Origin of the sequence: Aurantimonas sp. A3-2-R12, from assembly GCF_036016755.1 — a bacterium.
Classification (GTDB): domain Bacteria; phylum Pseudomonadota; class Alphaproteobacteria; order Rhizobiales; family Rhizobiaceae; genus Aurantimonas; species Aurantimonas coralicida_A.
Genome location: NZ_JAYXIH010000007.1, coordinates 62,688 through 76,104, shown reverse-complemented (window position 1 = coordinate 76,104; position 13,417 = coordinate 62,688). Strand labels below are relative to the sequence as shown.

The 13,417-nt window shown below is 65.1% G+C and carries 12 protein-coding genes; 8 read left to right on the top strand and 4 right to left on the bottom strand.

Annotated features, from left to right (window positions below):
* Nucleotides 1-89 precede the first annotated feature (89 nt).
* Nucleotides 90-3,551 (top strand): pyruvate carboxylase, encoded by a 3,462-nt coding sequence (pyc, locus tag VSX60_RS05765; RefSeq protein ID WP_327623197.1) that lies wholly within the window; start codon nt 90-92, stop codon nt 3,549-3,551.
* A 79-nt stretch (nt 3,552-3,630) separates the two neighbouring features.
* Nucleotides 3,631-4,896 carry an MFS transporter gene (locus VSX60_RS05760; protein WP_327623196.1) on the top strand — a complete coding sequence of 422 codons (1,266 nt, stop codon included), beginning with the start codon at nt 3,631-3,633 and terminating at the stop codon, nt 4,894-4,896.
* A 27-nt stretch (nt 4,897-4,923) separates the two neighbouring features.
* Here the strand turns inward: VSX60_RS05760 and VSX60_RS05755 are convergent, their stop codons facing one another.
* Nucleotides 4,924-5,082 carry a DUF3309 family protein gene (locus VSX60_RS05755; RefSeq protein WP_327623195.1) on the bottom strand — a complete coding sequence of 53 codons (159 nt, stop codon included), beginning with the start codon at nt 5,080-5,082 and terminating at the stop codon, nt 4,924-4,926.
* A gap of 249 nt (nt 5,083-5,331) precedes the next feature.
* Here VSX60_RS05755 and ispG point away from each other — a divergent pair, with 249 nt between their 5' ends.
* Together ispG and VSX60_RS05745 are read left to right on the top strand one after the other, a co-directional pair.
* Nucleotides 5,332-6,597, top strand: coding sequence for a flavodoxin-dependent (E)-4-hydroxy-3-methylbut-2-enyl-diphosphate synthase (ispG, locus tag VSX60_RS05750; RefSeq protein WP_327623194.1), 1,266 nt, complete (start codon nt 5,332-5,334; stop codon nt 6,595-6,597).
* A gap of 139 nt (nt 6,598-6,736) precedes the next feature.
* Entirely contained in the window at nt 6,737-7,729 is a 993-nt protein-coding gene (locus VSX60_RS05745; protein ID WP_327623193.1) for a lytic transglycosylase domain-containing protein, read from the top strand.
* 54 nt (nt 7,730-7,783) lie between these two features.
* On the opposite strand, the gene VSX60_RS05740 is transcribed toward VSX60_RS05745, so the two are convergent.
* On the bottom strand, nt 7,784-8,044 hold the full coding sequence (locus VSX60_RS05740) for a YARHG domain-containing protein (protein WP_327623192.1): 261 nt from the start codon (nt 8,042-8,044) through the stop codon (nt 7,784-7,786).
* Between the two features lie 97 nt (nt 8,045-8,141).
* On the bottom strand, nt 8,142-9,044 hold the full coding sequence (locus VSX60_RS05735) for a polyprenyl synthetase family protein (protein ID WP_327623191.1): 903 nt from the start codon (nt 9,042-9,044) through the stop codon (nt 8,142-8,144).
* A 173-nt stretch (nt 9,045-9,217) separates the two neighbouring features.
* On the opposite strand from VSX60_RS05735, the gene VSX60_RS05730 reads away from it, so the two are divergent.
* Both VSX60_RS05730 and rpmF read left to right on the top strand, forming a co-directional pair.
* Complete coding sequence (locus tag VSX60_RS05730; RefSeq protein WP_327623190.1) at nt 9,218-9,904, top strand: biosynthetic peptidoglycan transglycosylase; 687 nt, start codon at nt 9,218-9,220, stop codon at nt 9,902-9,904.
* Nucleotides 9,905-10,134: 230 nt separating this feature from the next.
* Nucleotides 10,135-10,320, top strand: a complete 186-nt coding sequence (gene rpmF, locus VSX60_RS05725; RefSeq protein WP_327623189.1) for a 50S ribosomal protein L32 — start codon at nt 10,135-10,137, stop codon at nt 10,318-10,320.
* 226 nt (nt 10,321-10,546) lie between these two features.
* Here rpmF and phaR read toward each other — a convergent pair whose 3' ends face one another.
* Complete coding sequence (gene phaR / locus VSX60_RS05720; RefSeq protein WP_327623188.1) at nt 10,547-11,155, bottom strand: polyhydroxyalkanoate synthesis repressor PhaR; 609 nt, start codon at nt 11,153-11,155, stop codon at nt 10,547-10,549.
* A 263-nt stretch (nt 11,156-11,418) separates the two neighbouring features.
* Between phaR and VSX60_RS05715 the strand changes: the two genes are divergently transcribed.
* A complete protein-coding gene (locus VSX60_RS05715) occupies nt 11,419-12,603 on the top strand; it encodes an acetyl-CoA C-acetyltransferase (RefSeq protein ID WP_327623187.1) in 1,185 nt (394 codons plus the stop codon).
* Between the two features lie 80 nt (nt 12,604-12,683).
* Nucleotides 12,684-13,409, top strand: a complete 726-nt coding sequence (gene phbB / locus VSX60_RS05710) for an acetoacetyl-CoA reductase (RefSeq protein WP_327623186.1) — start codon at nt 12,684-12,686, stop codon at nt 13,407-13,409.
* Nucleotides 13,410-13,417 lie beyond the last annotated feature (8 nt).

Here is a 13,417-nt window from a genome sequence, read left to right as displayed (position 1 = left end):
GCACTTGCGAAACGCGCTGCGCCACCGCAATCTTGAGCGATCGGCGAAAGCGATTATAAGTCGCGCGACTTTAGTAGGAGGAGCAGTCCTTGGCCATCCGCAAGATCCTTGTCGCCAACCGATCCGAAATCGCCATCCGCGTCTTTCGTGCCGCCAACGAACTCGGCCTGAAAACCGTTGCGATCTGGGCGGAGGAGGACAAGCTGGCGCTCCACCGCTTCAAGGCGGACGAGAGCTATCAGGTCGGGCGTGGCCCGCATCTGGCCAAGGATATGGGACCGATCGAGAGCTATCTGTCGATCGAGGAGGTGATCCGCGTCGCCAAGTTGTCCGGCGCCGACGCCATCCATCCGGGTTACGGGTTATTGTCGGAAAGTCCGGAATTCGTCGATGCCTGCCAGGAGGCCGGCATCGTCTTCATCGGCCCCACCGCCGACACCATGCGCCGGCTCGGCAACAAGGTCGCCGCGCGCAATCTGGCGGTCGAGGTCGGCGTGCCCGTCGTGCCGGCGACCCAGCCGCTGCCCGACGACATGGCCAAGGTCCGCGAGATGGCCGCCGAAATCGGCTACCCGGTCATGCTCAAGGCTTCCTGGGGCGGCGGCGGGCGCGGCATGCGCGCGATCCGCGCCGAAAAGGACCTTGAGCGCGAGGTGATCGAGGGCAAGCGCGAGGCCATGACGGCGTTCGGCAAGGACGAGGTCTATCTCGAAAAACTCGTCGAGCGCGCCCGTCATGTCGAGGTGCAGATTCTCGGCGATACCCACGGAAACGTTGTCGATCTGTTCGAGCGCGATTGCTCGATCCAGCGCCGCAACCAGAAGGTCGTCGAGCGCGCGCCCGCGCCGTATCTGAACGACGCCCAGCGGCGCGAGATCGCCGGATACGCCCGCCAACTCGCCGACGCCACCAGCTATGTCGGCGCCGGCACGGTCGAGTTCCTGATGGATGCCGACACCGACGCGTTCTATTTCATCGAGGTCAATCCGCGCGTCCAGGTCGAGCACACCGTCACCGAGGAGGTGACCGGCATCGACATCGTCAAGGCGCAGATCCACATCCTCGACGGCGCCGCGATCGGCACGCCGGAATCGGGCGTGCCGCGCCAGGAGGATATCAAGCTCAACGGTCACGCGCTGCAGTGCCGCATCACCACCGAGGATCCGGAGCAGAACTTCATTCCCGACTATGGCCGCATCACCGCCTATCGCGGCGCGACCGGCTTCGGCATCCGCCTCGACGGCGGCACCGCCTATTCGGGGGCCGTCATCACGCGTTTTTACGATCCGCTGCTGGAAAAGGTGACGGCTTGGGCGCCGACGCCGCAGGAGGCGATCGCCCGCATGGACCGGGCGTTGCGCGAGTTCCGCATTCGCGGCGTGGCGACGAACCTGACCTTTCTCGAGGCGATCATCGGCCACGAGAAGTTCCGCGACAACACCTACACGACCAAGTTCATCGACGACACGCCGGCGCTGTTCAGCCAGGTCAAGCGTCGCGACCGCGCCACCAAGCTCCTGACCTATCTCGCCGACGTCTCGGTCAACGGCCATCCGGAGACGAAACACCGACCCCGTCCCGTCGAAGGACAGGTCGCCCCGGTGCCGCCGCTGTTCAACGCACCGATCGTCGATGGAACCCGCCAGAAATTCGATGCCCTCGGCCCGGTAGGCTTCGCCGAATGGATGCGCGCCGAGCCGCAGGTCCTGATCACCGACACGACGATGCGCGACGGGCCGCAATCGCTGCTGGCGACCCGCGTCCGGACCCACGACATCGTCGCCATCGCCGACGCCTATGCGCGCGCCCTGCCGCAGCTTCTCAGCCTCGAATGCTGGGGCGGCGCTACTTTCGACGTGGCTATGCGCTTCCTCACCGAAGATCCATGGGAGCGGCTCGCGCTGATCCGCGAAAGGGCGCCGAACATCCTTCTCCAGATGCTGCTGCGCGGCTCCAACGGCGTCGGCTACACCAATTACCCCGACAATGTGGTCAAGCGCTTCGTCGCCGAGGCGGCGAAGGGCGGCGTCGATCTCTTCCGGGTGTTCGACTGCCTCAACTGGGTCGAGAACATGCGGGTCTCGATGGATGCCGTGTGCGAGGCCGGCAAGCTCTGTGAGGGCGCGATCTGCTACACCGGCGACCTGTTCGATCCGGACCGGTCCAAATACGACCTCAAATACTATGTCGCTCTCGCCAAGGAGATGGAGGCAGCTGGCGCCCACATCCTCGGCGTCAAGGACATGGCGGGACTGTTGAAGCCCGCCGCGGCGCGCGTCCTGTTCAAGACGCTGCGCGAGGAAACCGACCTGCCGATCCATTTCCACACCCACGACACCTCCGGCATTTCGGCGGCCACCGTGCTCGCCGCAATCGAGGCCGGCGTCGATGCGGTGGACGCGGCGATGGACGCCTTCTCCGGCAACACCTCGCAGCCCTGCCTCGGCTCCATCGTCGAGGCGTTGAAGGGGACGGATCGCGATCCGGGCCTGTCGGCGGACGCGATCCGGCGCATTTCCTTCTACTGGGAAGCGGTGCGGGCCCAGTATGCGGCCTTCGAGAGCGACCTGAAGGGTCCCGCTTCCGAAGTCTATTTGCATGAAATGCCCGGCGGGCAGTTCACCAATCTGAAGGAGCAGGCCCGCTCGCTCGGCCTCGAGGCGCGCTGGCACCAGGTCGCCCAGACCTATGCCGACGTGAACCGGATGTTCGGTGACATCGTCAAGGTGACCCCCTCGTCCAAGGTCGTCGGCGACATGGCGCTGATGATGGTCAGTCAGGATCTCGCCGTCGCCGACGTGCTGGATCCGGCCAAGGATCTCGCCTTCCCCGATTCGGTAGTGGCGATGATGCGTGGCGACCTCGGCCAGCCGCCGTCCGGCTGGCCGGCGGATATCCAGGCGAAGGTGCTGAAAGGCGAAACGCCGATCACCGTGCGGCCCGGCTCGCTGCTCGGCGAGGCCGATCTCGATGCCGAGCGCGCCACCATCGAGACCAAGCTCGAGCGGCCGGTGAGCGACCCGGAATTCGCCTCCTATTTGATGTATCCGAAGGTCTTCGCTGATTTTGCCGCGATCCAGGAACTCTACGGCCCGGTCTCGATGCTGCCGACGCCCTCCTATTTCTACGGCATGGACCAAGAGGAGGAGGTTCTCGTCGACATCGAGCGCGGCAAGACCCTGGTCATCCGCTGCCTCGGCTTCGGCGAGACCGACGAGAAGGGCATGCGGACGGTGTTCTTCGAGCTCAATGGCCAGCCGCGGCGGGTCAAGGTGCCCGATCGCGCCCACGGCGCGTCTGGCGCAGCGCTCCGGCCGAAAGCCGAGATTGGCAACGCCAATCATGTCGGCGCGCCGATGCCAGGCGTCGTTTCGACGCTGGCCGTCGCGCCGGGCCAGGCGGTCAAGGCCGGCGACGTTCTGTTGTCGATCGAGGCGATGAAGATGGAAACCGCGCTGCACGCCGAGCGGGACGGCACGGTAGAAGCCGTGCATGTCACCGCTGGCGCCCAGATCGACGCCAAGGATCTGCTGGTCGTCTACGCGGCCTGACATAGGCCTTTAACGGGGCCGACCGGCGAGCGACTGGCGTCCATAGCCGAGGATCGGCAGAAGCGAAACGGAACTGTGGATGTCTCTGCCCGCTGAACCGACGGCCACCGCGTCAGGACTTGCGCGCGCCTACCCGTCGGCCCGCACTGCCGCCGCCATCGCTTTTTTCGTCAACGGCTTTGTCCTCGGCAGTTGGGCGCCGCAGGTTCCGGTGCTGGCCGACCGGCTCACCATCTCCCAATCAACGCTCGGCCTGTTCGTTCTGGTGCTCGGGCTCGGCGCCATGACCGCGATGCCGCTGATCGGCATGACGATCGCCAAGGGCGGCTCGCGGCGACCCGCGCTCATAACGCAGATGCTGCTGGCATTCGCGCTGCCGTTGCTGGCGCTGGCGCCGACCGTGCCCCTCGCCGCTCTGGCGATCTTCTTCTACGGCATGACGCTGGGCGGTATGGATGTGGCGATGAACGCCAACGCCGTCGCCATCGAGCGTGGCGCCGGCAAGGCGATCATGTCGTCCTTTCATGGCTTCTGGTCGATCGGCGGATTTGTCGGAGCCGGCGCTGGCGGCGCCGTCATCGCGGCGATCGGGCCGGTCGGACACACGCTCCTCGTCGGCGGCTTTGCCCTCGCGATGCTCTGGCCCGTATGGCGGCACATGCTGGAAGACAGGCAAGCCGCGCCGATCGACGACGATCAGAAGGCGGCTGGGCTGGCCGGCCTGATCGCGGCCGCGAGGCGGGACCGCACAGCTCTCGCCACGGCCCTGGCGATCGGTATTTTTTCGTTGTTCGCAATGGTGCCGGAGGGCGCGGCGATCGACTGGAGCGCGATCTACCTGCGCCAGGATCTGAATGTCGATATCGCCGCGTCGGGGTTCGGCTTCGCGGCTTTTTCGGCCACGATGGCCCTGTTCCGCTTCGCCGGCGACAGGATTCGCAACCGGATCGGCTCTGTCGGGACTGTGCGCCTATCTCTCATCATCGCGGTGTCGGGTCTGGTGCTGATCGGCGCGGCGGGCAATCTTCCCGCCGTCCTCGCCGGTTTCGCCCTGCTGGGCGTCGGCCTGTCCAACATCGTGCCGATCGCCTTTTCGGCAGCCGGCAATATCGATGGGCTGAAGCCGGGCATCGGCATCGCGATCGCGACGACCTTTGGTTATTCCGGCATCTTGATCGCGCCCGCCGCGATCGGGTTCTTGGCGGACCGCTTCGGTTTTCCCGCCGTGTTCCTTGGGATGTCGACTCTATTGGTGGTCATTCTCGCGATGTCGGCTCTGATGGCCGGCGCCGACCATGGCAACACGCAACGACGGACGGGGACCGGCACGAAGCCGGTCCCCTGAGATTCGTGACCAGTCAGGCTATGGACGTCAGATCCGTCCGAGCAAAAGCAGGACCAGGATCACGACGACGATCAGGCCGAGAATGCCCGACGGGCCATAGCCCCAACCGCGCGAGTAACCCCACGACGGCAGCGCGCCGATGAGGAGAAGAATGAGGATGACGAGAAGGATAGTACCGATGCTCATGGTGAGGTCCGATCGTTTTTTTGACAACAGTCACCATCACAAACCGTTGAACGCCGTTTGGGTTCCCGTTGAAGGAAGCAAATGATGCTGTTGGTTAAGACGGGCCAAATCTTCCGATCGCGACAAACGTTGCCAGCAGGGTGAAACCGGCAGGGCCTTCGCGTTCCGCGACTGGTGGCCGACCGAATTGACAAGCCGGAGCCAAGACGCCACCTCGCAGGTGAAAAGCACATGTCCTCAGGGTTCGCCATGACCGTTCAGCCTTCTATCGTCACCGTCGAAGCCGATCCTTCGCCGCGCCGCCGCACCGTCGGGGTCGATGTCGGCGGTGTGGTGGTCGGCGGCGATGCGCCGGTCGTGGTGCAGTCGATGACGAACACGGACACCGCCGACGTCGACGCGACGGTGGCGCAGGTCGCCGCCCTTGCCGAGGCGGGTTCCGAGATCGTGCGAATCACCGTCGATCGCGACGAATCCGCCGCAGCGGTGCCGAAAGTGCGCGAACGGCTCGACCGGCTGGGTGTCTCAGTGCCGCTGGTCGGCGACTTCCACTATATCGGCCACAAGCTTTTGGCCGACCATCCGGCCTGCGCCGAGGCACTGGCCAAATACCGCATCAATCCGGGCAATGTCGGCTTCAAGGAAAAGAAGGACCGGCAGTTCGTCGCGATCGTCGAAACGGCGATCCGTTACGACAAGCCAGTGCGGATCGGCGTCAATTGGGGCTCGCTCGACCAAGCGCTTTTGACCCGGCTGATGGACGCCAACAACGACTTGCCGCAACCGCGTTCGGCCCGCGCCGTGACCCGCGAGGCGATCATCCAGTCGGCGCTGCTTTCGGCGGCGCTCGCCGAGGAAACCGGACTTGCGCGCGATCGCATCATTCTGTCGGCCAAGGTCAGCCAGGTGCAGGATCTGATCGCTGTCTACCGCGATCTGTCACGCCGCACCGACCATGCACTGCACCTCGGCCTGACCGAGGCCGGCATGGGCTCGAAGGGCATCGTCGCGTCCTCGGCGGCGATGGGCATCCTGCTCCAGGAGGGAATCGGCGACACCATCCGCGTGTCGTTGACGCCGGAACCCGGCGGCGACCGCACCCGCGAGGTGCAGGTCGCCCAGGAACTCCTCCAGACGATGGGGTTTCGCCAGTTCGTGCCGATCGTCGCCGCCTGTCCCGGCTGCGGCCGAACCACCTCGACCGTCTTCCAGGAACTCGCCGAAAAGATTCAGACGGACCTGCGTGTCAACATGCCGGCCTGGCGGGAGAAATATCCCGGCGTCGAGGCGCTCAACGTCGCGGTGATGGGCTGTATCGTCAACGGGCCGGGCGAATCCAAGCACGCCGATATCGGCATTTCGCTCCCGGGAACCGGCGAGACGCCGGCCGCGCCGGTCTTCGTCGACGGCAAGAAGACCGTGACCCTGCGCGGGCCGAACATCGCGACCGAGTTTCAGGCGATGGTCGCCGCCTATATCGAACGCCGCTTCGGAGAAAAGCAGGCGGCGGAATAGTCGCCACCGGGCGGCCGCCCCGCCAGGATCCTGTCGCGTTCTTCCGTCGGCCTTTCCGCCGGACCGCCGCTTCGTCATAGTAGCGGGGAGCCGGGGCAGGTTTGTCCGCGCGCCGGCCGACCCGATGCGGATAAATCCGATGCAAGACGACCTTTTCCCATTTCGGCTTGCCTGCCTCAGCGTCGCCGCCGGGATTCTCGCTCTCGTCGCCATCACGCCGACTCGGGCCGCCCCGGCCGATAACGATGCCGCCTCATCGCTGACCCTGCCGGCCCTCGCCTATCCGGCCACCCCGCCCGGGATCGGCGCGGACCCAAGCCGGACACCCGACGAAAGGCCCGCCAAGGCCGCAGCGCTGCAGACGTCAAAGCCGGTCTCCGCCGATATCTGCCAGTTGATCGCCACGAACGCCGATGCCGTCGGCATGTCGCGGGATTTTTTCGCCCGGCTGATCTGGAAGGAGAGCCGCTTCGACGTCGGCGCGATCTCTCCCGTCGGCGCACAGGGCATCGCCCAGTTCATGCCCTATACGGCTGACGAACGCGGCCTCGCCGATCCTTACGACGTTGTCTCAGCCATCCGTCACTCGGCGCTCTATCTCAGCGACCTGAAGGCTGAACTCGGCAATTGGGGGCTTGCCGCGGCCGCCTACAATGGCGGCATCAACAGGGTGAAAGGCTGGGTCGCCAATGGCGGATCGCTCCCCTATGAGACCGAGGAATATGTCAACGCCATCACCTTTCGTCCGGCCGACTGGTTCAAGGAAGACGGCAACGAACTGGAGCCGAAACCGCTCGAAGCCGAACGCGAATTCCTGCAAAGCTGCGCCCGGTTGCCCATCATGAAGACGCGGGCGATCTTCGCCACTGTCGAAAGCGCCCCGATGCGACCCTGGGGCGTGCAGGTCGCCGGCCATGTGAAGCAGTCGGTCGCGATGCAGATGTTTCGCCGCGTGCAGTCGACCTATTCCGGGATTCTGGGAGGCAAGACGCCGATTGTCCTGCGCGATCGCGCCGGTGGGCGGGCTCGGATCTACGCGGTGCGGATCGGCGCCGAGACGCGGGGCGAGGCCGACCAGCTCTGCCAGCGACTGCGCGGCGCCGGCGGCTCCTGCGTGGTGATGAAGAACTGAAACCGTTCGTTCGGGAACCCGGATCGTACGGCATTCGAGGCGTCGCGCCCCGCGTCAATTGACCTTGCAACCACGCCGCTTTTCTTCGGCCTTGAGGGCGGCAACCCGCCGTTGCTCGGCCGCCGTCAGCCGGGGGTTGGAGGTCCAGCAGTCGAAGCTTGCGAAGGTACGCCGGCCGAGACTCGTCGAGAAACAGTAGCCGTTTTCGGCATAGATCAGGTTTCTCTCGTACCAAAGGTCAAAGCAGCTCTGCGCCTGAGCCGCCGACGAAAACAGGATAGCGCTTCCCAACACGCCAATGACCACGATCTTCATCGCGACCTCCACAGGTGAAAACAGAGCTAGTAGCCTCCCAGAATCTCAGGCCGTCAAGCGGATTCGCGATTGAATATAGTCCGGGCCAACCGCTCCGCTAACGCGTCCGCTCCGCCACGAACCGCGCCGCCTCGACCAACGTCGTCGCTTTGTCGCCATAGGGCGCCAGTTCCGCTTCGGCCTGCGCCACGAGTTCGGCGAGGCGGTCTTGCGTCCAGGCGATGCCGTTGAGCGCGGGCAGCGTCTTCTTGCCCCGGCTCCGGTCCTTGCCCGCCGCCTTGCCGAGCGTCGCGGCGTCCGCCGTCTCGTCGAGGAGATCGTCGGAAAGTTGGAAGGCGAGCCCGACGATCTCGCCGAAGCGCCGCAACCGGGCACGATCGGGCGCCGCCGCATCGGCGATTACCGGCCCGGCCTCACAGGCGCAGGCGATCAGCGCGCCGGTCTTCATCGCCTGCATCGTCGCTATCTCATCCTCCGATAAAGTGCGCCCCTCTGCCTCCAGATCGAGCGCCTGGCCGCCCGCCATGCCGGCTGCCCCGGCATCGCGCGAGAGCAGAGCGACCAACCCGAGGCGCGCCGAAGCCGACAGCGTGTCCTCATCGACGATCAAACCGAAGGCGAGCGTCAACAGGCTGTCGCCGGCGAGGATCGCCGTCGCCTCGTCGAACGCCTTGTGAACGGTCGGCTTGCCGCGCCGCATGGCATCGTCGTCCATGGCCGGCAAATCGTCATGGACCAGCGAATAGCAGTGGACGCATTCGAGCGCGGTCGCCGCAGCGAGCGCCTCGTCCGGATCAGCGCCGAACAGGCGGGCGCTCTCCACAAGCAGAAACGGCCGCAGCCGCTTGCCGCCGTCGAGTGCGCCATGACGCATCGCCCTGAGAAGCCGCTCGGGAGTCGCCTCCAGCAGCCGGTCCGAGCCGCCGAGGCGGCGCGCCAAAGAGGCCTCGATCGCCTTTGCCGACGCGGCCAGCCGCGTTTCGAAATCACTCGCGCTCATTCGCGTATCCCTGCTCCCTAACGTCGCGGCCCGGCTTTGCCCATGTCGCGCCGCCGGTCAAGCACAGCAGCGTTGCGGCTCCGCGGCGACCCGGCTAGAACGCTCTTCATGAGCCTTCGCCGTTGCCTCCGCATCGTGGATAGTCCGGACGCCCGTCGTGGCCGGCCGCTCTGATGCGCCGCATTTTTGCCGGCGCTTTCCTGATTGTTCTGCTGCTTGGGGCGATTCCGCTCATCCTGACACCGATCTATTCCATCCGGGCGGTGCATCCGGTCTCAACGCTCATGTTGGCCGATCATTTCACCTTCCGGCCGATGCTCCGCGAGTGGGTCTCGATCGACGATGTCGCGCCGGTGATGGTCTATTCGGTGATGATGTCGGAGGACGGCCAGTTCTGCCGGCATCGCGGCATCGATTGGGGCGAAATGCGCGCCGTCGTCGAGGAGGCCTTGGCGGGCGAGGAAACGCGCGGGGCCTCGACCATCCCTATGCAGATGGTGAAGAACCTGTTTCTGTGGAACGGGCGGTCCTATCTGCGCAAGGGACTGGAAGCGCCGCTGGCGCTTTACGCCGATGCCATCCTGTCGAAGCGCCGCATCATGGAAATCTACCTCAACATCGTCGAGTGGGACACTGGCGTCTACGGTGTCGGCGCGGCGAGCCAGCACTATTTCGGCCGCGCCGCCGCCGAACTCAACGCCCGCCAGGCCGCGCTCCTCGCCGTCACGCTACCGGCTCCGGGAGCACGCAGCCCGGCCAACCCGAGCAAGAGCCTCGATCGCCTGGCCCGCCGCGTCGAGCGCCTCGCAAGCCGGTCCGGCGACTATATCGGCTGCCTGAAACCGGCGAAGGTGAGCTGACGGTTTTCACCTCGCCCCCTTTCCAAAGACGCTTGGCTTTGCTATGGGCACCCTCGAATTCCCGTCATGGTGAAGCCTTGCCGCGATCGCAGCGTGATCGCAGTGGCTTCGGACGTGAAAGCGCGGCGCGAAGAAGCGGGACGTTTCCTGGCATTGGCGCGCAACAGATCAGACTGACGTCGCCGATGCGCCTCGCGGGCCATCGCCCGACAGCCCGAACGGAGCAGAACATGGCCGTACCCAAACGCAAAACATCCCCGTCGAAGCGCGGCATGCGCCGCTCGATGGATGCGCTGAAGGCGCCGACCTACATCGAGGACAAGGATTCGGGCGAGCTGCGCCGGCCGCATCACGTCGACCTGAAGACCGGCATGTATCGCGGTCGTCAGATTCTGACGATCAAGGAAAAAGCCTGACACCGAAGCTGACGCCATGCGTCATCAGGCGCACGCGGCAGATCAGTGTCTGGGCATGATGACGTGAGGGCGGCCGCGATCCGTGGCGGATGTCGGCTCCTGCGCCAGAATGGCGCAGCCATATCCTGACTCAGAATCGAAAAGGCCGGTTTCAGCAACCGGCCTTTTTCGCGTTTGGGGCCAAGGAAGCTGGCGTGAAGCCTTTCCGGCCTCTAAACGCCAGGCCTCAGTCCTTCTTCTTGCCGTCGAGGGCCTCGATACGCTTCTGCATCTCGGCGAGTTGCTGGCGCATCGCTTTCAGGTCCTCCTGGCCGGACGCCGCGTCGCTGTCCGAACCTTGCGCCGGCGCGCCCTCGCCTTTCCCGGCCTCGCCCATCGCCCCCACGACGAACGGATTGAACACCGCCATGGCCTTCCGGAACATCTCGGTGTTGCGGACGACCTGCGCCTCCATCATCTTGATCGGCGACTGGGCCATGGGCCCGGCCATCTTGTCGCGAAACCCCTCCTGTTCGCGGGTAAACGCGCTCATCGTCTGCTCCAAATAGCCTGGGATGACCATTTGCATCTGGTCGCCATAAAAGCTGATGAGCTGGCGCAGGAAGGCGATCGGCATCAAATTCTGCCCGCCCTTGTTCTCCTGCTCGAAGATGATCTGGGTCAGGACGGAATGGGTAATGTCTTCGCCGGACTTGGCATCCTGGACGACGAATTCCTCGTTGCTCTTGACCATCGCGGCCAGGTTTTCCAGCGTCACATAGGTGCTGGTGCCGGTATTGTAGAGCCGACGGTTGGCGTATTTCTTGATGACCGTAACATCCGAATTCTTGGCCATGCCTCACCCCTTGTCCACGATACCGTCGGCGCCCTGAGGACGCTTTGTGCAACTGCTTCGTTGCGCCGCATAAATGATAGGCACAAAACCGGGCGCTTTCCAAACCTTTCGGCTATTGGCGGCAGCGAGGCGAACCGACGAAGCGGGTTTGACAGCCGCGAACCGCCTCTGCGACAACTGAGAAAAGTGCGACGGCGCCCTATCTGCATCTGAACCAACGGCACCGGATTCGGCGCGGCGCTCACCTCCAGGAAGGACATGCCATGAATAACGGACAATCGGTCGTCATCGTCGGGGCCGCGCGCACGCCGGTCGGCTCGTTCAACGGCGCCTTCGCGACCGTGCCCGCCCACGAACTGGGCGCCGCAGTGATCCGCGAGGCGCTGTCGCGGGCCAAGGTCGACGCAGGCGAGGTCGACGAGGTCATCATGGGCCAGATCCTGACCGCCGGCGAGGGTCAGAACCCAGCCCGCCAGGCGGCGATGCTGGCGGGCTGTCCGCAGGAAACCACTGCCTGGGCGCTCAACCAGCTTTGCGGTTCGGGTCTGCGCACCGTCGCCATCGGCATGCAGCAGATTGCCATGGGTGACGCCAAGGTGATCGTCGCGGGCGGCCAGGAATCGATGTCGATGGCACCGCACGCCGCGCATCTGCGCTCCGGCCAGAAGATGGGCGACCTCAAGCTGATCGACACCATGCTGAAGGACGGACTGCTCGACGCCTTCAACGGCTATCACATGGGCACCACCGCCGAGAACGTTTCGCGCCAGTGGCAGATCACCCGCGAGATGCAGGACGAATTCGCGGTGAAGTCGCAGAACAAGGCCGAGGCCGCCCAGAAGGCCGGTCGGTTCAAGGACGAGATCGCCCCCTTTACGGTCAAGGGCCGCAAGGGCGACACGATCGTCGAGGACGACGAGTACATCAAGCATGGCACGACGCTCGACAAGGTGCAGAAGCTGCGCCCCGCCTTCGACAAGGAAGGCTCGGTCACGGCGGCCAACGCCTCCGGCATCAATGACGGCGCCGCGGTGACGGTGCTGATGAGCGAGGCCGAGGCCGAGCGGCGCGGACTCACCCCGCTGGTGCGGATCGTCTCCTGGGCGACCGCCGGCGTCGACCCGTCGATCATGGGCACGGGCCCGATCCCGGCCTCGCGCAAGGCGCTGGAAAAGGCCGGCTGGAGCGTCGAGGATCTCGACCTCGTCGAGGCCAATGAGGCCTTCGCGGCGCAGGCCTGCGCGGTCAACAAGGATCTCGGCTGGAACCCGGACATCGTCAACGTCAATGGCGGGGCGATCGCCATCGGCCATCCGATCGGCGCCTCCGGTAACCGCGTCCTCAACACGCTGATCCACGAGATGATGCGCCGCGACGCCAAGAAGGGCCTCGCCACGCTCTGCATCGGCGGCGGCATGGGCGTCGCCATGTGCTTCGAGCGAATGTAGGACGACGATAGTAACAGCCGACGGGCGGATGGAGGTCCGCCCGTTTGATGCCGGCATAAACACGCAACGGGAGGAAACACATGGGCAAAGTAGCCATCGTGACGGGAGGCTCGCGCGGCATCGGCGCGGCGATCTCCAAGGCGTTGAAGGCGGCCGGTCATACGGTGGTCGCCACCTATGCCGGTAATGACGAGAAGGCGAACGCCTTCAAGGACGACACCGGCATCCCGGTCTATAAATGGGACGTGTCGTCCTTCGAGGCGTGCTCTGAGGGGATCGCCAAGGTCGAGGCCGAACACGGCCCGGTCGAGATCCTGGTCAACAATGCCGGCATCACCAAGGACGCCATGTTCCACAAGATGACGCCGGAGCACTGGCAGGCGGTCATCGGCACCAATCTGTCCGGCCTGTTCAACATGACCCGCCCGGTCTGGGAAGGGATGCGCGAGCGCAATTTCGGCCGGATCATCAACATTTCGTCGATCAACGGCCAGAAGGGCCAGGCCGGCCAGGCCAACTACTCCGCCGCCAAGGCCGGCGACCTCGGTTTCACCAAGGCACTGGCGCTGGAAGGCGCCAAGAAGGGCATCACGGTCAACGCGATCTGTCCCGGCTACATCAACACCGACATGATGGCGACGATCTCCGACGACGTCATGCAAAAGCACATCCTGCCGCAGATCCCGGTCGGACGGCTGGGCGAGGCGGACGAAATCGCCCGCTGCGTGGTGTTCCTCGCCTCCGACGACGCCGGCTTCATCACCGGCTCGACGCTGTCGGCCAATGGCGGCCAGTATATGGATTGAGTTCGGTC